This window comes from Paracoccus nototheniae, from assembly GCF_004335005.1.
GTDB lineage: Bacteria > Pseudomonadota > Alphaproteobacteria > Rhodobacterales > Rhodobacteraceae > Paracoccus > Paracoccus nototheniae.
In genome coordinates this window covers 160,581-177,063 of the sequence record NZ_RQRT01000004.1, presented here as the reverse complement: position 1 = coordinate 177,063, position 16,483 = coordinate 160,581, and the positions used below count along the sequence as shown (strand labels likewise).

Genomic DNA, 16,483 nt, shown 5'->3' with positions numbered 1-16,483 from the left:
CGGGTAACCGCCCCCGCCCGCGCGGCGGCAACCGACTGGTTTGCCCCCTTGCCGCCCAGCCCCTGCGCATAGCGTTGCGCGGCCAGCGTCTCTCCGGGGTGCGGCAGGCGGTCCAGATGATAGACGTGATCGATATTGACCGAACCCAGATTCCAGATTGCCATGCGCCGCGCCTCCCTGTTTGCGGGCGCCATGTGACCGGGGGCGGGTGGGCTTGTCCAGATGTGAAAAAACGCGCCCGTTGCCGGGCGCGTTTCTGTGTCAGACCGGATCGCGGCGCGATCAGCGATGCAGGGGCTTGCCCTTATGCGGGGCCCAGAGGCGCTTGTTGACCAGATACAACAGCGCGGTCAGCACCAGCAGGAACAGCACAGACACCAGACCGACGGACTTGCGGTCCATCAGCTTGGGTTCGGCCGTCCACATCAGGAAGGCGGCGACATCCATCGACATCTGATCGACGGTGGCAGGGGTGCCATCCTCGTACGTCACGCGGTCGTCGGACAAAGGCGCGGCCATGCTGATCCAGCCGCCCGGAAAGGCGGTGTTTTCATGCAGCAGCGTGCCCGCCTGTTCCTGATCCTCGCCGGTATAGCCGGTCAACAGGGCGTGGATGTATTCCGGCCCGCCCATGCCGTTCACCAACTGGCTGAGGCCGGTGCCATAGGGTCCATGGAACCCGGCGCGCGCCTTGGCCATCAGCGACAGATCCGGGCCCATGCCGTCACCGGACACGGTGGGGAAATGGTCCGTGATCTCGCGGTCGCGTTCCTCGCCGACGGCGTCGTCGAAGATCGGCAGAAGACCCGTGGCATAGGCGCGGACCTGATCCTCGGGCAGGCCGGGGCCGCCGTCATCGGACAGGGTGCGGATCGGCACATAGCGCAGCCCGTGGCAGGCCGAGCAGACCTCGGTATAGACCTGCAACCCGCGTTGCAGCTGAAACTGGTCGAATGAGCCGAAGGGACCCTCGAACGAGAAGTCCACATCCTCGATATGGCCCCCCTCGCCTGCGGCCATCGCGGCACCGGACAGGCCAAGCGCCGTGACGGCAGCGATCGCAAAAGCTTTCAGCATGATCTTGGACCCTCTCACTCGGCCGGCTGCGTCTGGCCGGGGGTGCCGGCCTTCTGCGTATAATGTGCGTTGAAGTCTTCCTCGATGGTGGCAGGCATCGGGTCCGGCTTTTCGATAACGCCCAGAAGCGGCAGGATGATCAGGAAATATCCGAACCAATAGGCCGAGGCCGCCAGCGCGATATAGGGATACGGCCCCTCGGTCGGCATCGCGCCCACCCAGGTTAGGATCACAAAATCGGCGGCCAGCAGCCAGAACCACCATTTGAACTGCGGACGATAGCGACCCGACCGCACGCGGCTGGTGTCCAGCCAGGGCGCCAGACCCATCACCACGATCGCCCCGAACATCGCCAGCACGCCGAAGAACTTGGCGTCGATGATCCCGAAGCTGACGAAATCGACCAGCTGGACCAGCCACACCTCGGCATCGAAGGCCCGCAGGATCGCGTAGAAGGGCAAGAAGTACCATTCAGGCACGATATGCGCGGGCGTCGCAAGCGCGTTCGCCTCGATATAGTTGTCGGGGTGACCCAGATAGTTCGGCATAAAGCCGACGATGGCAAAGAACACCGCCAGAATCAGGGCCAGCGCAAACAGATCCTTGATCACGAAATAGGGCCAGAAGGGCAGCGTGTCCTTGGCCGCCTCTTCCTTCGAGGTGCGGCGCACCTCGATCCCGGTGGGGTTGTTGTTGCCGGTCGAATGAAACGCCCACACATGGACGATCACCAGACCCGCGATGATGAAGGGCAGCAGATAATGCAGCGAGAAGAAGCGGTTCAGCGTCGCGTTGCCGACCGCCGGTCCGCCCAGCAGCCAGGCCTGCAGCGTCTCGCCCACGCCGGGCACGGCGCCGAACAGGCCCGTGATCACGGTCGCGCCCCAGAAGGACATCTGACCCCAGGGCAGCACATATCCCATGAAGGCGGTGGCCATCATTAGGATATAGATCAGCATCCCGATGATCCACGTCACCTCGCGCGGGGCCTTGTAGCTGCCGTAGTAAAGACCGCGGAAGATGTGCAGATACACCGCCACGAAGAACAGCGAGGCGCCGTTCATGTGGATATAGCGCAGCATATAGCCGCCATTCACGTTGCGCATTATATGTTCGACGCTGGCGAAGGCCAGATCGACATGCGGCGTGTAATGCATCACCAGAACGATGCCGGTGACGATCTGCAGCACCAGACAAAAGACCAGAACGATGCCCCAGATCCACATCCAGTTCAGGTTCTTAGGCGTGGGGATCATCAGCGTGTCGTACAGCATGCCAGCCACGGGAAGGCGGCGGTGCAGCCAACGTTCGAACCCTGACTTGGGCTCGTAGTGGTCGTGCGGAATTCCGGCCATAATACCCTCCTTATCCCAGCTGAATGGTGGTGTCGTTCACGAACGACGCCAGCGGAATGTGCATGTTCTGCGGCGCAGGCCCCCGGCGGATGCGGCCAGCCGTGTCATAGTGGCTGCCGTGGCAGGGGCAGAACCAGCCGCCGAAATCGCCGGCGCCATCGCCGATCGGCACGCAGCCCAGATGGGTGCAGACGCCGATCTGAACCAGCCATTCGCCGGTCTCGTCCAGCGCACGGTTCTGATCGGTCGCGGGCGCCGCGACATCGGGCAGGTTGGGGTTCTGTGCGTTCTGATCGGGCAGATCGTTCAGTTCGACCGCGCGGCCCGCCTCGATTTCCTCGGGCGTGCGGCGGCGGATGAAGACGGGCTTGCCCAGAAACAGAACGGTGATCTGCGATCCCGGACCCACGCCGCTGACATCGACCTGGATGGAGGCCAGCGCCTGCACATCCGCCGAAGGGTTCATCTGGTTCACAAGCGTCCAGGCGGCGGCTCCGGCGGCCACCGTGCCTGCGCCCGCCGCGGCATAATAGAGGAAATCCCTCCGGGTGCCTACGTGGTCATCTGCGTGGGACACGGGTCATACTCCAATTCGGGCCGAAAGTGCAGGCCGATACGACATTCCGGGCCGCGTCCGAACGCAGCCTTCGCGGAGGCGGTTCTAGCCCTCAATTCCTCGTCAGTCCAGATGATAAGCCGTAGAGGCCCGCCGCAATTCGACGCATCTGTCTGAATTGGGCAACGCTGGTGCGGCCTTGCAGCCCCCTTGGCCGGGGGCCGGTCACAGCAACCCTTCCGAACGAAAGCTGAGTTCGCGGGACTTTCCGATGATCAGATGGTCATGGATGGTGATTCCCATGCTGTCTGCCGCCTGCGCGATGCGCGCCGTCATGGTGATGTCGCTGTCCGAGGGGGTCGGATCGCCCGAGGGGTGGTTGTGGACCATGCCTTCCAGAATTCTAAGCCGTTGATATAAAAGCGTTAAATGGAAATATAGCAGGGACTGGTGCCGGCGACTGGGGGTGGTTGATCATGCCCGATCGTGACCATCACGCCTGATCACCCCTAGGCTCGCGGTGCCCCTTGGATGCACGGCACTGTACCTTATTCTTTTCATCCCACGCATCAAGCTCGTCGAGGGGGTAGAGCACGGCCTTGCCAATTTTGACGAAGGACGGGCCGAGACGCATCGCGCGCCAATTTCTAAGAGTCCCAACCGAAACACCGCCTCGGTAGCGTTCAGCCACCTCGTCAGGCGTAAGGAATCTGCTGTCTGGCACTACCGCCTCCTTCGGCAGAACGACCAAAGCCGTGCCGCCAAGTCTTGAGTTGATCATCGCGGCTGTCCGTCAAGCATCGCTTCCGGCTATGTTTGAGCGCCCAGGACCGGTGCCTCACGCGTCCGCACGGACATACATGCTGCGCCATTCACCGCCGCGAAAGTCGCTCCAGGCGGGTGTCGGAGAAACGGATACTGTAGAGGCCACATAGGCGGGGTGGCCGCGCTGTCTTTCGTCGATGGCGCTGGGTTTATTCCTTAGCTGAAAGGCGCCCGCTCATCCGCCCAGGGCAGCCGTAGGCGCGCAAAAACACATCGACGGCCAATCTCGCATCGGCGCGGATTTCGTGGGCTTCTACGTTCTTGCTCAGTCCGAATGCAACGCTGCGAAAGCAATTTCCATGGCAGATGGACGTTAGGACCTGGGCGGCCTCCAAGGCATCGGCTGAGCGTAGATTGCCGTTCCTCATGTGCGTCTCGAGGATCGTAGCTAGCAGGCTATGAAGGCGTGCTGGTGCGTTGCGGAAAAAGATTTGGGCCACCTCGGGGAATCGTACGGCTTCGGCGGCGACCACGCGGCGGAGCGCAAGCGCGCGTGCGGACACAACGCTCTCGATTAGCTGCCGACAGAACCGGAGTAGCGCGTCCTCAAGGATGTCATTTTCCTTGAGCCCTAAGGTCAACTCACGCTGCAATTCCATTGATGCAGCATTGACGACATGTCTGAAGAGATCCTCTTTCGAAGAAAAGTAGGTCCAGAGCGTCGCCTTCGACCCCCCGAGGCGCTCGGCGATTTGAGACATGGACGTGCCGGAAAATCCATTCTGCAGGAACTGCTCCTGCGCCGTCTGAATGATCGTTTCACGTCGTTCAAGCCGTCGTGACTCTCTGCGACCGGCCTCTCGTCTGCTCATGGCGGCTCAGCCGACGATCCAAAAGATCGTGCTGAACGCTGCGCAGACTATCGCCACCCCAAATACAAGCAGGAGGGTAGCTCCGATACTGTTGCGCGGTGAAATCAAAACTAGGAGCTCCGCCCACTTTTGGATCTGGCGAGAGTTCATTCGAAAGCCTCCTACTTCAGTGTTAGGACCGTCCAAAATGCGACGGTCAGGACGGCGGAAATCGCGAACGTCGCCAAGGCGCCTCGCTGAGCGGTCTTAAGCTCGAAGCCGGCGCCGATATCCATGATGAGGTGGCGGATGCCCGACGCGAGATGCTGGAAGAAGCACCAACTCAAGCCGAACAGGATGAACGTGCCGAGCCAACTGGAGGCGAAGCCGGTGAACTGTTCGTAGGTACGCGGCCCCTCGGCGAGCGACCACAGCCACCAGACCAGCATAGGCGCTCCGATGAACGACATCGCGCACGCCGAGATGCGATGCATGATCGACGTCATCATCGCCGCGGGAGGACGGTAAATTGAGGCATGTGGTGATAACGGACGTTGCTTCTTCTCGGGCATGCTTCCTCCGTATTTCGCAAGCCGCGGCACCTAGTTTGAACGGCGGCATCGGCCGGGCTTAGGACGTGAGCGTAGCCTCCACATTCTCCCAGCCGCCTCCGAGGGCCTTATAGAGAGCCGCAAGCTGCTGGAGCTGTGCGGCCTTGGCCTGGAGAGCGAGACGGTCGGCGGCGCTATAAGCGGACTGCGCTTGCAACAGCACCGTCAGGTCGTCCTCGCCGGCGGAATAGCGGGTACGAGCGAGCTGGAGCGCCTCACGCGCGTCTTCGCGAGCCTGGTTACGCTCGCTGGTGGTGCGTTCGGCCGACGCGAAGCGATTGATCGCCGTTTCGCTATCAGACAGCGCATTCAGGACAGCGCGTTCGTAGCGGATCGCTGCGGCGTCTGAGCGGGCGTCGGCAGCGCGAATCTGAGCGCGAATGCGACCCGCCGAGAATATTGGCCAACGAAGCGAGGGACCTACCTGGAAGCGCAGGCTGTCGCTGGCGAACAAATCCCCCGGAGTTCTGGCTTGTTGTCCGATTGCTCCGATAAGAGAGAAACGCGGAAAGAGTTCGGCCGTGGCGACGCCGACATCGGCGGTGGCGGCCGCGATCTCGCGTTCGGCCTGCCGGACGTCAGGCCTTCTGCGCAGGAGATCCGAGCGCAAGCCCACCGAGAAATCGAGGTCGCTTGTCGGCAAGGCAGTCGGGGCGGAGAGCTGCTCGTATCGAGCTTCTGGGGGCTCCCCGACCAGAACTGCGAGGCGGAAGGCGGCCGCGGTGGCGTCCGCCTCCAGACCCGGGATGGCACCCGCCATTGTCCGCGCCTGGGCCTGAGCGCGTGTGAGATCGAAACGCGAGGCCGCACCGACGCGTAAGCGGTCCGCGACGATCTGGGCAATGCTAAATTGAGCGTCAGCGTCCTCGCGCACGCTCGCCCGGAGGGCCTGCGCGGTGCGAAGGTCTATATAGGAGCGAACGACTTCACCAATGACCTGAAGGATGACGCCACGCCGCGCTTCTTCGGCCGCCTCGACGCGAGCGTTGGCACTCTCCACGGCGCGCCGCGTGCCTCCCCACAGATCGATCTCCCAGGAGGCGTCGAAGCCGATGTCGTAGATGGAGAACTCCGGTTCGAGCGCCGGGATCTTGCCTACCGGCAACTGCCCATTGGAGCTGAGACGATTCTCTGTGGCCACCCCCGCCGCCCCGACTTGGGGGAATTGGCGGCCGAGAACGGCGTCCCGGTTGGCGCGGGCCTCGCGCAGGCGCGCTGCGGCCTCGTCGAGGTCCTTGTTGTTGGCAATTGCCGCGTCGACCAATTCGATCAGAATGGGATCGTTGAGCTTGCGCCACCACGCGGCGTCCACTTCGGCTGTGTTGACCGGCGAAATCCAGGCCTCGCTAACGGGTACGGCTGGCGCCTCGAAGTCGGGCCCAACAACACAGGCGCTTAACAGCAGGCACGGGATGGCCAGCCCAAGCGGCAGGCAGCGACTGCTAATGCTGGGAAGTCTTTGCACTGGCTATTGTCCTTCATTGACGGGCGCCGTCGCCCGGCCAGCGGTCATGCCGTCTAGGAACAGCTTCACCGCAGTGCGCGCGCGGAGGTCTATTTCGGAGGGCGTGGGCACTTCACCGATTTGCAGGATCGCCTGCAGGTGAATGTCGCCGTGGAGCATGGCAAGGAACTGCCTTGCTCCCGCATCGCAATCGGAAAGCTCGATATGGCCGTCGCGAACAGCCTGCTCGAGAATCTTGGAGAGAACCGCGATCGCACGCTTGGGGCCGTGTTCGGCGTATACCCGCGTGGCCGCTGGATATCGCTCGGCCTCGAGAACGGCGGTGTAGCAGACCTCGAGAAGCGACGGCGTCATCATCGCCTCAAGTAGATTGCGGCCGATGATGGTCAAAAGCTCACGGAATGGCAGGGAAAGCTGATCGGCGCTGACCGCGAGGGCGCTGTCGGAATGCTGGCTCACCACCTTGGTGAACTGCTCGACCAGAAGAGTCTCGACACTTTCGCGACTGGTGTCCTTCTCTCGCAGCAACTGAAGGTACAGCCCGTGCGGCGTCCAGGTGAAGCTCCGTCGGCCGAGAACGAAGGCCGTAAGGACGGCGCAGTTTGACCAGCCTCGGACCTGGCTGGCGTGGCCAGGCACGGCTTCACGCACTCTCAGGATGTCCCCCGTGCCGCCCCAGCGCAGGAACTTGACCGCATCGGCCGGCGGCAGGACCGTGACCATCATGCGCGACCACCAAGGCTCAACGAGAATCCAGCTTCCCGTGCTCGTCGGTCGCATCGCAAACACGTGCTTGTGTTTGCTGAACACGAAGCGGTGCCACCATTGCGCTTGCAGTCCAGGGACGAAGCAGATGATCCATTCGACCGGGTCGAGCGTGACGAGAGAGCCGTTCTCGTCAGCGCTGTTGGCAAGGTCCGCCGGAACGGCGGACACGACTTTTTGGTCGACGCCGGGGCTGTTCCTGCGACGGAGCCAAGCGGCGCGGATCTGAGGGGTGTCGTCGCGGTCGAACATCACGCCTGCCCGCGCGCGCAGCCGTTTAGAACCAGATCGATGCTCGCGGCGACGGGCTCTACGGCGTCGGCTGCTGTGGCTGAGCCTGCGGGATGCAGCATAAGCGCCTTGTATAGGGGTTCTCGAAGCATCCCCATGAGCTGTTCGGCCGCGAGGTGCGCGTCGGATACCGACAAGACGCCTAGGCCATGCGCTCGCGAGAAAAACTTCCGAAGTTCGAGGGCAACCGCAGCTGGGCCCGCGTCGTAAACCCGTTTGCGCAAATCGGGGCTGCGCGCGCCTTCCGCCATCATCAGCCGCACCAGCGCGATGATGGAGCTTGAATATTCCCGCCACGCCAATGTGCCGAATTCGGTCAGCACACGCCGCACCAAATCCAGGTCGGCGATCCGTTGAGCCCCGGTCAGGGGCGTGATGAGGTAGGCGGCTTTGCGCTCCGCGATCGCGACGAGAAGGTCATCGATGCAGCCGAAGGCGGAGAGAATTTCGTCGTGCGAATAGCCTTCGCGTTCGAGGACAGGATCGAGACCAAGCAGCGTGCCGTGTGGATCTTCGAGGCTCAGGGTAAGCGTCTGCAGCATCGCGTCGCGATGCTCAGGACCGTTGGCGGAGTTGGTGGGGTTGCCGATCATGCTAGACGCCTTCCTCTGCTGAGATCTGCGCACGACGCGCCTTTCCCGCGCGCGCGAGAGCGATCTTGATCGCGATGAGCACCGGCGCGGCGATCACGAAGAGCAGGGCTACTGCATTGAAGGCCGTGTTGAAGGCGATGACGGTGGACTGTCCGCCGACGGCCCGCCCTAGAAGCAGCGAAGCGGCCTGGTTTGCTCCGGCGGCATCCATGCCCCGTCCGATCAGCATCGCAGTCGTGGTCGCGAGGCGCTCGGCAACGGCGGGGGTGCCTGCGCTGATGGAGGCTCCCAAGACCGCCTGATTGCCGACTACCTGATGATCGATGAGCGTCTGCAGGGTCGCGACGCCTATCAACCCGCCCAGTTGGCGGCCGACGTTAAATAGTCCGATACCGGACGCAACGAGATGCTTTGGCAGGCCGCCGAATGCGATGAGGGTGATCGAGAGAAACAGGAACCCCAACCCGAGGCCCCGCAAGAGGATCGCGGGCATCATGTCATCGGAGCCGCTCTGGCTGGTCGACCATGACAGCATCCACATCGCGACCATGATCAGCAGAATACCAAGGGGGACGGTGGCGATCGGTGGAATCTTACGCGCCTGCATCAGGAGCGCTGCGAGAAGAAGCGCCCCAACGAAAAGTCCGCCGCTTGGAAGAAGGAGTTGCCCTGCGTCGGTCGGCGTGAAGGCCAGAACGGAAACTGCGAAAGCGGGTATCAGAAAGGCGCTTCCAAAGAGTGCGGCCCCTGCGACAAAGCTGACAACGAAAGCAAAAGCGAAGTCGTCGGTCTTGAATGCGCCGAACTGGAGCAGGGTTTGCTGACGCGTCGTGATTTGGCGCACGACAAAAGCACCGAACGCGGCCACGGCTCCGATCGTCAGCCAGACGATGCGTGGCTCATCGAACCAGTTCCAGCGGCTTCCTTGGCTGCAGATGTAGGTCACGCAGCCGAGGCTCGTCGCGAAGAAGGCAAAGCCGATCCAGTCGAATGGGCCGGTCTGCGATGCTTCGTCCGGTCCCGCATTCGACATGAGGAGAAGGCCGACGGCCCCTATCGCAATCGGAGCGTTCCCGAAGAAAATCCATGTCCAGGATTGATTGTCGAGCAACCAGCCCTGCAGTGCCGGAGCAATCGTCGCCGGCGCAACCACGGACCCCATTGCGAAAAGCGCCTGGACAATGGGCTGCTGTTCTCGAGGGTAGGAAAAAAACAGCAGCGTTTGGCCGGCCACGAGCAGGACGCCGCCTGCGAAGCCTTGAACGACGCGAAGGGTCGTGAGCGCTCCGAGATCGACAGTGACAGCCGCAAGCGCACAGGCCGCGCCCATGATGACGGTAGCCCAGAGGATCAGCTTTCGCGGTCCGAAATAGGAGATCAGCCATGGTGCTGCGACAAAGCCCATCAGCTTGAGACCGGTATAGCCCATGTCGAGCCACGCGAACTCGTCGGGCGTGGCGTAAGTGTCACCGAGGATGTCGCCGCGTCCGAGCGAAAGAACTGTGCTCGCCACAGCTTCCGTGACCGATGCAAGGAGGACCGCAGCGATGAGGATGCCGCCGTGAGTCTGTACAGATTTGCGTTCAGAGGTCGTTATGGCAATCATGAGCCACTTCCGCGCTCGATCTCCACTCGCGCGGAGAGACCGGGGACGATCCTGCCCGGCAGTGGATTGTTCACCAGCCGGATCTTGACCGGCACTCGCTGGACGACACGGATGAAATTCCCGGTTGCGTTATCGGCGGGGAGCAGGCTGAAGGCCGAGCCGCTGCCCGGTGCGAAACTGTCCACAACGCCTTCAAAAGTACGATCCGGGTAGCCGTCGATCGAAATTCGAGCCCGCTGTCCTGGCCGGATGTTGGCGACTTGGGTCTCCTTGAAATTCGCGACGAGCCAAACGTCATTCACGGGAACGATGTCGAGAAGCGGCGCGCCCGGCGCGACGAGACGACCGACGCGGACCTGTCGATTGCCCACCACGCCTCCTACCGGTGCGCGCACGACAGTGCTCTCAAGGTCGAGCCTTGCAAGGTCGCGCGCAGCTTCGGCCTGCGCGACGGCGGCCGCGGCGGCTTCGCGCTGGGTGCCGAGTACGGTGATCCGTTCCTGCTGAGCATCCACGGTTGCAGAGGCGGCGGCCACACCAGCTTCCGCGCGAGTACGGGCCGCGTCGCTTTCATCGACCTGCGCTTGGCTGACCGCGCTCGACCGGATGAGTTCTCGGCGGCGGTCGCTAGCCTTCGTGGCGAGATTTAATTCAGCGAGTGCGGCTTGCCGCTGCGCCGTCGCTTGGCGGATCGTGGCACGTTGCAGCGTCGTGTCTGCGGCGGTGTTTGCGAGGCGAGCCTTGGCTGCCTCGACATTAGCATCTGCTTGCGCGAGGCGGGCCCGGTAGTCGCGATCGTCAATTCGAAACAGGACATCGCCCGCTCTCACGGTCTGATTGTCGGCGACCTCGACGCTCATCACATAGCCACCGACTTTTGGAGCGAGCGAGGTGATGTCGCCACGCACAAAGGCGTTGTCGGTAGAGGTTTCGCCACTCGACTTGGCCCAGGTCCATGCGACCGCACCGAGCACGATCGCGGTGAGGCACAGCACTACGCCGATAAGCTTCTTGTTGGGCCGCGCCATGCTCCGCCTCCGGTAATTGGTGTTACCATTGACCGGTACGGTAATGGACGTTACCAGTCAAGGGGATTTGACGAAATGAGGTGACGGACGCGATGGTTGCAGCGAAATTGGATCGGACCTTGGGGCGACGTGAAGCCCTGCTGGCAGCGGCTGCCGAAGTGTTCTTCGAGCAGGGCTACGCGGCAACCAGTATCGATGCGATCATCGAGCGCGTGGGCGGATCGAAGCGCAATATTTACAATGAGTTTGGAAGCAAGGAGGGCATGTTCACAGCGCTCGTCAGCAAATTTGCCGAGGAAGTCCTATCTTCTCTAGTCATCGATGAGATCATGGGACGGAATTTGCGCGAAACTCTGATCGCCTTTGGTGAACATCTAATGGGCGCCTATATGTCTCCGGCCCTGATTGGCGTGTATCGGACGGTGGTCGCGGAGGCCAATCGGTATCCCACGCTCGGAAAGACGTTCTATGAGAATGGGCCCGCGCGGGCGACCGGGCGACTTGCCGAGGTGCTAGAAGCGGCAAAGGCGCGTGGTGAAATTCATGCCGACGACTGCCTCCGAGCCGCGAGCCATTTTGTGGGGATGATCCGCGACAACCTCCACCTTCAGGTGGTTCTCGGGCTGCGGTCGCCCCCAGATGCGGAGGAGGCACGCATCGCCGTCCTTTCGGCCGTCGACGTCTTCCTAGGTGGAGTGGCATCACGCCGATAGCGCGAAATCGGATCCAGAGCTCGGTGAGCGCGGCTCTTCTTTATTCGTGCAGTGGGCCTGGCGAGCGCGATTGACGACCTCCCGAACATCTTCTGGTGTTACCCCGTCGCGCTGCATGACCAGCTGCACGATGGGATCGGCCAGAAGTTCGTCGAGCGTGAATTCCTTGTTTGCTTCTGCCATGGGGCCGCCATACTTGTTCTACAGGCTGCAGCGCGAGGGGGGAGCCAAATTTGACTCTCCCCCTCAGTAGTTCTTCTGGACAAGTTAGCGGCCGTGGGCTGGACGGTCGTGGGTGATGCCCTGCGACCGCCGCGCCGACATGAGTTGCACGGTCGCGATAGTGGCGACGCAGATGCCGATGAGAATATGCGTCCACATCGCCGTCTGGGCGGCGCCGAAGCCGAGCATGAACGGCGCGGCGATCGCCCAGCAGCCTAGTGCGATGTTAGACCACTCCGCCCACGCGCCGTAACGTCCGAGGGCGACCGCCGAGCAGCAGACGACGAGCAGACCCACAATGCCGGCGTTCCACGCCGCTGCAGGTAGGGCGCCGAACGCGAGTGCTGCGCAGGCGAGGCCGAGCCCGAGGAGCAGATTGGTCCACTCGAGCCCCTTGCTTGGTACTTCCGTTTTCATTTCCTATCTCCTTTGGTACAGGTCCGGTAATGTACCGTACCATCCCTTAAACCTCGCAAGGCCGATGGGGTTCCGGAGGAATTTTGGTGGATTGTATGGAAGTGACCCGGTGCCTTCTCGGCACCTGACTGAAAAGCTTCGGGCAAACGCAACGCGGGATACGGAACCGTACCGTCTCCTGTAGATTCAACGAATAACAAAAGGAGATCAGATTTGTCGGAAAACGGTCACGATCGGCGAGCGGCACAGCGACGCGAGGAAATTCTAGCCATTGCTACCGAAGTCTTCTTCGCGAAGGGCTTCTCGAGGACGTCGATCGACGACGTGTTGGAGCGTATTGGTGGGTCCAAACGCACGCTGTACAGGCACTTCCCAGGGAAGGAGGCGCTATTCACTGCCATTGTCACCACGTTCTCGGATCGGGCTTCAAATTTTGCACCCACCACGAGATCGGGCGAATTGCGACCCCTGCTTCTTGAGTTGGGAGAGCACTACCTCGAAAACCTCCTCTCAAAAGACGTTGTCGCAATGTTTCGAATGGCGGTCGCCGAGGCACCCCACTTCCCGGAAGTGACAAAGGTTGTCTACGAGAATGGGCCAAAGCGCGCTTGCGAGCTGCTGGCGAAGAAATTCTTTGAGTATAACGAGAGCGGCCAGGAGAAGATCGACGATCCCGCGGAAGCCGCGCAGGCCTTCCTGGCGACACTCAGAGGCGACTTGTTCTTCAGGGTACTCTTGACTGTATACAAGCCAACGCCGACCCAAGTTAAGAAAAGCGTCGCAGCTGCCGCCGATTACTTCTTGAAGGCGCATGTGAGCAGTAGAATGTGATTGTCTGTCACGCGGATTCGGGGCGAACCCAAGTCTAGCGACCAGCCTCTCTATGGGCGTTGGAGGGCGCCAGGAGCGCAGTCTCATGCCGCTGCGCATGGCGTTTGACCTCCTTGCGGGCGAAGACAAGCGTCACCGCGACCAGCGTTGCGAAAACGGGTCCCGTTGCTACGTGGATGGCAGCAAGAACGATGGTATTGTCGGCGACGTAGAATACCGCTTGTAGACCGAAATTGACGATGTTGATCGCGACTGCGGTCGCCGTGGTGAGAGCATACACACGGAGCAATGGGCGTAATTCGTACCAGTTGCCGGGACCACCGACGACGCGGTTGAGCAGGACGCCCGTCAACGGCCTGCGAACTATCAGCGAGCCGATGCAGACCAGCATCGCCGCTACGGGAATGAGCGCCGGTGCGATGAAGAAATCCCGCGCATCGCCGGTAAAAGCTGCGACACCGGCGCAGGCGGTCGCGATTGCCAAGCCAATCAAGGCCTGTTTGAGCGGCTGCTTGCGGATGAGCCTGTAGAGAAAGATGACGACTGCGGACGCTGCGGCAGCGCCTAATGCCGGCCAGAGCGTGCATGCTGCGTTGACAGCGACGAAGACGACGGACGGAACGGCTGTCACGATAATGCCCACGACGCGGGACAGCGGAGATTTTTGCTCAGACGACATCGAAGCGCGCCATCATATCATGATCCTCGTGTTCAAGATTGTGGCAGTGGAGGAGGTATCGGCCACGGTAGCCGTCGAAGCGCATGATGACCGTGACGGACTGGTCGAATTCGAGCGCGGCGGTGTCCTTCCATCCTCGTTCGTGCGGCAAGGGCGGCTTGCCATCCCGTTCGAGCACCTGGAAGTTGACCAGGTGCACATGGGGCGGATGGCACATCGTCGGGAAAATCGTTTTCTGACGGATGAACCGCCAGATTTCGATGTCACCGTACTTTGGCGCGGCATCAACCCGTTCCGGGTCGAAACGATTGCCGTTGATCGTCCAGTAGATCGGAGGAAACCGGAGAGCAAAGTAGGGCTTTGCTCCGAAGACAAACTCGCGCACGCGCACAGCATCTTCTGGCCGTAAACGTTCGATCTGGCTGAGCCTGGCCGGCACGGTGGCTTCATCACGGACGGAATCACCTACGACGTCGAACCGCATGACCTCACTAAGCGGTCCTTCGCCGCGCAGATTGCGCACAATAATGGTCTCGCCAGCTCGGCAAGTTGCGAAGTCGACCACGATCTCGACCCGTTCGGCCATCGCTAGGGGCAGGCGCGTCAACGTCACAGGCGCATCAAGCAGACCGCCATCCGTCGCGATCTGGACAAAGGGGCGGTCGCCTTCGAGCGCTAACTCAAGCGGCTCCGAATTGTCGGCGTTCAGGAGTCGAAAACGATATTTCCGTCGCTCGACAGCGAGGCGAGGCCACGGAGCCCCGTTGGCGAGCATCATGCCACCACCAGCGCCTAGATGACCGTGATGTTGATATTCCAACTCGCCGGTCCTGGTGAGACGGCGCGTGGCGATCATGATGGGAATGTCCTGAGCGCCGCGGGGCAGCGACAGGCCCGCTTCTTCTTCGTCCTCGAGGATGTAAAAGCCGAGGAGGCCCATATAGGTGTTGCGACCGGCGCCACCCATGCAGTGATCGTGATACCAAAGCGTGGCAGCTCGCTGGTCGTTAGGATAGATGTAGGTCCGCGTGTTTCCAATCGTTGCCTGAATCTTGGACAGGTCCGTCCCGGGTCCGCAGAGTGCGGCCAGATTGTCGAAATTCTTTGGAAGGATGACGTCCATGGGGAAGCCGTCCGACTCGGACGGGACCCGGCCGCCATGGAGATGCACGACCGTCAGCGTATCGAGATTGTTGGTGCAGCGGAGGATCGTCGGTGTGCCGCGTTTGGCCCGGATCGTCGGGCCGGGGAAGGTGCCGTTGTAAGTCCACGCCGTGGTCTCGACACCGGGTAGAATGCTGACCTTCGCTTCGCGCTGCTCGATTTCGTAGTGCGCGCCTGATGCGTCGACTTTTTTTGGCGCGAGAACCGGCGAAATCGGCAGGTCGCGCCTGAAGCGGATGTCCGGCGCCGCAGTTAGCTCGGTCGTGCTCACGCAGCCCCCGACCGTCGCCGCAACGCCGAGCGCGCCCATGGCCAGCGCTTCGCGGCGTGAAAGCATTGGTTCGGATGGTCGGGTCATAAAGGCGCCTCTATTCGGAGGGCGAAGCGCCTGAGTGACGGACTTCGCTGCCTGCCGGTGTCGCAGGGCTAGCGCGAAGCTACGTAATCCGTCCAATCGATGATCAGTATACTTAGATATCGCCTCAACAAATACTGGCCCTCGGCTCGGAAGGGGCAGTCACAGTTCTCCGAGATGTAGTCCTTGGATCGTGGAGCGGACATGCTGCACGGCGACATCGACATCGTGTCGGGCGTGCCAGGCGATATGGATCGGGAATTCTTCCAGTACGATCGGAGGCTTGAAGATGGCGAAATCTTCGATCGACGCCAAAGGCAGGCTGAGCGTCGGTATTACACTTAGGAAGTCAGAACGTTGGACGAGCGGCGCCACCATCAGGAAGCTGGGAACCACGAGGGCGATGCGACGGGTCCGCTCGAGGGCGGCGATTTTGTCGTCCAGTGCGGCTCGTACTTCCCCCCTGCCGGAGACGTTGATGTGCGGGAAGGCTAGCCACTGATCGAGGTCGAAGTTCGTTGCGGCGGGGTGATCCTTTCGCATGATCACCCGCCAACGCTCGCGCATGAATTCCTCCCGCGTAATTGGGGGGGCAGCGGTTGGAAGAATCGAGATGGACAGATCGATTGCGCCTTTCCCGAGCGCCTCCAGCGCACCGACGGCGCCGTGGTAGGGCTGGAAGACAAGATCGATACCGGGTGCTGTTTCTGACAGCAGTCGATGTAGCTGGTCAGCGATGCGGATCGCTAGATGATCGGCGGTAGAGATGCGCACCACCTTCTGGACCGTTCGCAAAGCTTCCGGCTGCAAATCGAGAAGAGCATGGGTGTCGGCCAGCAGGTCCTTGAGGCGGCCGCGAAGAGCCTCAGCGACCGGTGTCAGGCGCATCGCGCCTTCTGCGCGCTCCAGCAGCGGGTCACCAAAAAGCTGCCGCAGGCGGGCGAGACTCGCCGATGTTGCCGGCTGTGACAGATTCAGACGGTTCGCGGCACGCGACACATGGGCCTCATCCAAGAGGGCGTCGAGGATGACGAGGAGGTTCAGGTCGACTGCGCGCAAGTTCATGGCGGATAGTATAATCTAAACAAATGAATTGTCGATCAAGATATCCGTAAGGGAGATACTCCCATCCGGCGCTC

19 protein-coding genes and 1 pseudogene are annotated in these 16,483 nt (G+C 61.7%); 2 read left to right on the top strand and 18 right to left on the bottom strand.

The window, feature by feature from the left end; genetic code table 11:
• The 13 genes and pseudogenes from EG885_RS23240 to EG885_RS03825 form a co-directional block, all read right to left on the bottom strand.
• Window positions 1-164, bottom strand: a 164-nt coding sequence (locus EG885_RS23240; RefSeq protein WP_242679486.1) for a PfkB family carbohydrate kinase, incomplete at its 3' end; no start/stop codon positions are given.
• A gap of 118 nt (window positions 165-282) precedes the next feature.
• Window positions 283-1,077 (bottom strand): cytochrome c1, encoded by a 795-nt coding sequence (locus EG885_RS03880; RefSeq protein ID WP_131573151.1) that lies wholly within the window; start codon window positions 1,075-1,077, stop codon window positions 283-285.
• 14 nt (window positions 1,078-1,091) lie between these two features.
• A complete protein-coding gene (petB, locus tag EG885_RS03875; RefSeq protein ID WP_131573150.1) occupies window positions 1,092-2,432 on the bottom strand; it encodes a cytochrome b in 1,341 nt (446 codons plus the stop codon).
• A 10-nt stretch (window positions 2,433-2,442) separates the two neighbouring features.
• On the bottom strand, window positions 2,443-3,009 hold the full coding sequence (gene petA, locus EG885_RS03870; protein WP_131573149.1) for a ubiquinol-cytochrome c reductase iron-sulfur subunit: 567 nt from the start codon (window positions 3,007-3,009) through the stop codon (window positions 2,443-2,445).
• Window positions 3,010-3,213: 204 nt separating this feature from the next.
• Window positions 3,214-3,378, bottom strand: a pseudogene (locus EG885_RS03865) (JAB domain-containing protein); the annotation flags it as partial.
• 103 nt (window positions 3,379-3,481) lie between these two features.
• Window positions 3,482-3,769: a helix-turn-helix transcriptional regulator gene (locus tag EG885_RS03860; RefSeq protein WP_242679483.1), complete on the bottom strand. Its 288-nt coding sequence runs from the start codon at window positions 3,767-3,769 to the stop codon at window positions 3,482-3,484.
• Between the two features lie 193 nt (window positions 3,770-3,962).
• Window positions 3,963-4,625, bottom strand: a complete 663-nt coding sequence (locus EG885_RS03855; protein WP_131573148.1) for a TetR/AcrR family transcriptional regulator — start codon at window positions 4,623-4,625, stop codon at window positions 3,963-3,965.
• A 161-nt stretch (window positions 4,626-4,786) separates the two neighbouring features.
• The gene (sdhC, locus tag EG885_RS03850; protein ID WP_131573147.1) at window positions 4,787-5,176 is read right to left on the bottom strand and encodes a succinate dehydrogenase, cytochrome b556 subunit; all 390 of its coding nucleotides are present in this window, start codon (window positions 5,174-5,176) and stop codon (window positions 4,787-4,789) included.
• A gap of 58 nt (window positions 5,177-5,234) precedes the next feature.
• Window positions 5,235-6,680, bottom strand: a complete 1,446-nt coding sequence (locus tag EG885_RS03845; protein WP_207392193.1) for an efflux transporter outer membrane subunit — start codon at window positions 6,678-6,680, stop codon at window positions 5,235-5,237.
• 3 nt (window positions 6,681-6,683) lie between these two features.
• Complete coding sequence (locus EG885_RS03840) at window positions 6,684-7,697, bottom strand: TetR/AcrR family transcriptional regulator C-terminal domain-containing protein (protein WP_131573146.1); 1,014 nt, start codon at window positions 7,695-7,697, stop codon at window positions 6,684-6,686.
• Complete coding sequence (locus EG885_RS03835) at window positions 7,697-8,329, bottom strand: TetR/AcrR family transcriptional regulator C-terminal domain-containing protein (protein ID WP_131573145.1); 633 nt, start codon at window positions 8,327-8,329, stop codon at window positions 7,697-7,699. The genes EG885_RS03840 and EG885_RS03835 overlap by 1 nt, the downstream gene beginning before the upstream one ends.
• A gap of 1 nt (window position 8,330) precedes the next feature.
• Window positions 8,331-9,935 (bottom strand): DHA2 family efflux MFS transporter permease subunit, encoded by a 1,605-nt coding sequence (locus EG885_RS03830; protein WP_131573144.1) that lies wholly within the window; start codon window positions 9,933-9,935, stop codon window positions 8,331-8,333.
• Window positions 9,932-10,963, bottom strand: coding sequence for an HlyD family secretion protein (locus EG885_RS03825; protein WP_131573143.1), 1,032 nt, complete (start codon window positions 10,961-10,963; stop codon window positions 9,932-9,934). The genes EG885_RS03830 and EG885_RS03825 overlap by 4 nt, the downstream gene beginning before the upstream one ends.
• An 80-nt stretch (window positions 10,964-11,043) precedes the next feature.
• On the opposite strand from EG885_RS03825, the gene EG885_RS03820 reads away from it, so the two are divergent.
• Window positions 11,044-11,676: a TetR/AcrR family transcriptional regulator gene (locus EG885_RS03820; protein ID WP_207392192.1), complete on the top strand. Its 633-nt coding sequence runs from the start codon at window positions 11,044-11,046 to the stop codon at window positions 11,674-11,676.
• Here the strand turns inward: EG885_RS03820 and EG885_RS03815 are convergent.
• Window positions 11,665-11,859, bottom strand: a complete 195-nt coding sequence (locus tag EG885_RS03815) for a hypothetical protein (protein WP_131573142.1) — start codon at window positions 11,857-11,859, stop codon at window positions 11,665-11,667. The two genes, EG885_RS03820 and EG885_RS03815, sit on opposite strands and share 12 nt — an antisense overlap.
• 84 nt (window positions 11,860-11,943) lie before the next feature.
• Window positions 11,944-12,315, bottom strand: a complete 372-nt coding sequence (locus EG885_RS03810) for an SPW repeat protein (protein ID WP_131573141.1) — start codon at window positions 12,313-12,315, stop codon at window positions 11,944-11,946.
• A gap of 213 nt (window positions 12,316-12,528) precedes the next feature.
• On the opposite strand from EG885_RS03810, the gene EG885_RS03805 reads away from it, so the two are divergent.
• Entirely contained in the window at window positions 12,529-13,146 is a 618-nt protein-coding gene (locus EG885_RS03805; RefSeq protein ID WP_131573140.1) for a TetR/AcrR family transcriptional regulator, read from the top strand.
• A gap of 34 nt (window positions 13,147-13,180) precedes the next feature.
• Here the strand turns inward: EG885_RS03805 and EG885_RS03800 are convergent, their stop codons facing one another.
• The 3 genes from EG885_RS03800 to EG885_RS03790 all read right to left on the bottom strand — a co-directional run bounded on the left by EG885_RS03800 (window position 13,181) and on the right by EG885_RS03790 (window position 16,409).
• Window positions 13,181-13,825, bottom strand: a complete 645-nt coding sequence (locus EG885_RS03800; protein ID WP_131573139.1) for a DUF3159 domain-containing protein — start codon at window positions 13,823-13,825, stop codon at window positions 13,181-13,183.
• Window positions 13,815-15,347 (bottom strand): multicopper oxidase family protein, encoded by a 1,533-nt coding sequence (locus EG885_RS03795; protein WP_131573138.1) that lies wholly within the window; start codon window positions 15,345-15,347, stop codon window positions 13,815-13,817. Before EG885_RS03795 ends, EG885_RS03800 begins: the two co-directional genes overlap by 11 nt.
• 159 nt (window positions 15,348-15,506) lie before the next feature.
• Window positions 15,507-16,409, bottom strand: a complete 903-nt coding sequence (locus tag EG885_RS03790) for a LysR family transcriptional regulator (protein WP_131573137.1) — start codon at window positions 16,407-16,409, stop codon at window positions 15,507-15,509.
• Between the last annotated feature and the right edge of the window lie 74 nt (window positions 16,410-16,483).

Bases quoted from the DNA above. Each gene is read 5' to 3' on its own strand.
- EG885_RS03880 (WP_131573151.1), bottom strand. From the start codon at position 1,077: ATGCTGAAAGCTTTTGCGATCGCTGCCGTCACGGCGCTTGGCCTGTCC.
- petB (WP_131573150.1), bottom strand. From the start codon at position 2,432: ATGGCCGGAATTCCGCACGACCACTACGAGCCCAAGTCAGGGTTCGAA.
- EG885_RS03860 (WP_242679483.1), bottom strand. From the start codon at position 3,769: ATGATCAACTCAAGACTTGGCGGCACGGCTTTGGTCGTTCTGCCGAAG.
- EG885_RS03855 (WP_131573148.1), bottom strand. From the start codon at position 4,625: ATGAGCAGACGAGAGGCCGGTCGCAGAGAGTCACGACGGCTTGAACGA.
- sdhC (WP_131573147.1), bottom strand. From the start codon at position 5,176: ATGCCCGAGAAGAAGCAACGTCCGTTATCACCACATGCCTCAATTTAC.
- EG885_RS03840 (WP_131573146.1), bottom strand. From the start codon at position 7,697: ATGTTCGACCGCGACGACACCCCTCAGATCCGCGCCGCTTGGCTCCGT.
- EG885_RS03835 (WP_131573145.1), bottom strand. From the start codon at position 8,329: ATGATCGGCAACCCCACCAACTCCGCCAACGGTCCTGAGCATCGCGAC.
- EG885_RS03830 (WP_131573144.1), bottom strand. From the start codon at position 9,935: ATGATTGCCATAACGACCTCTGAACGCAAATCTGTACAGACTCACGGC.
- EG885_RS03825 (WP_131573143.1), bottom strand. From the start codon at position 10,963: ATGGCGCGGCCCAACAAGAAGCTTATCGGCGTAGTGCTGTGCCTCACC.
- EG885_RS03815 (WP_131573142.1), bottom strand. From the start codon at position 11,859: ATGGCAGAAGCAAACAAGGAATTCACGCTCGACGAACTTCTGGCCGAT.
- EG885_RS03810 (WP_131573141.1), bottom strand. From the start codon at position 12,315: ATGAAAACGGAAGTACCAAGCAAGGGGCTCGAGTGGACCAATCTGCTC.
- EG885_RS03800 (WP_131573139.1), bottom strand. From the start codon at position 13,825: ATGTCGTCTGAGCAAAAATCTCCGCTGTCCCGCGTCGTGGGCATTATC.
- EG885_RS03795 (WP_131573138.1), bottom strand. From the start codon at position 15,347: ATGACCCGACCATCCGAACCAATGCTTTCACGCCGCGAAGCGCTGGCC.
- EG885_RS03790 (WP_131573137.1), bottom strand. From the start codon at position 16,409: ATGAACTTGCGCGCAGTCGACCTGAACCTCCTCGTCATCCTCGACGCC.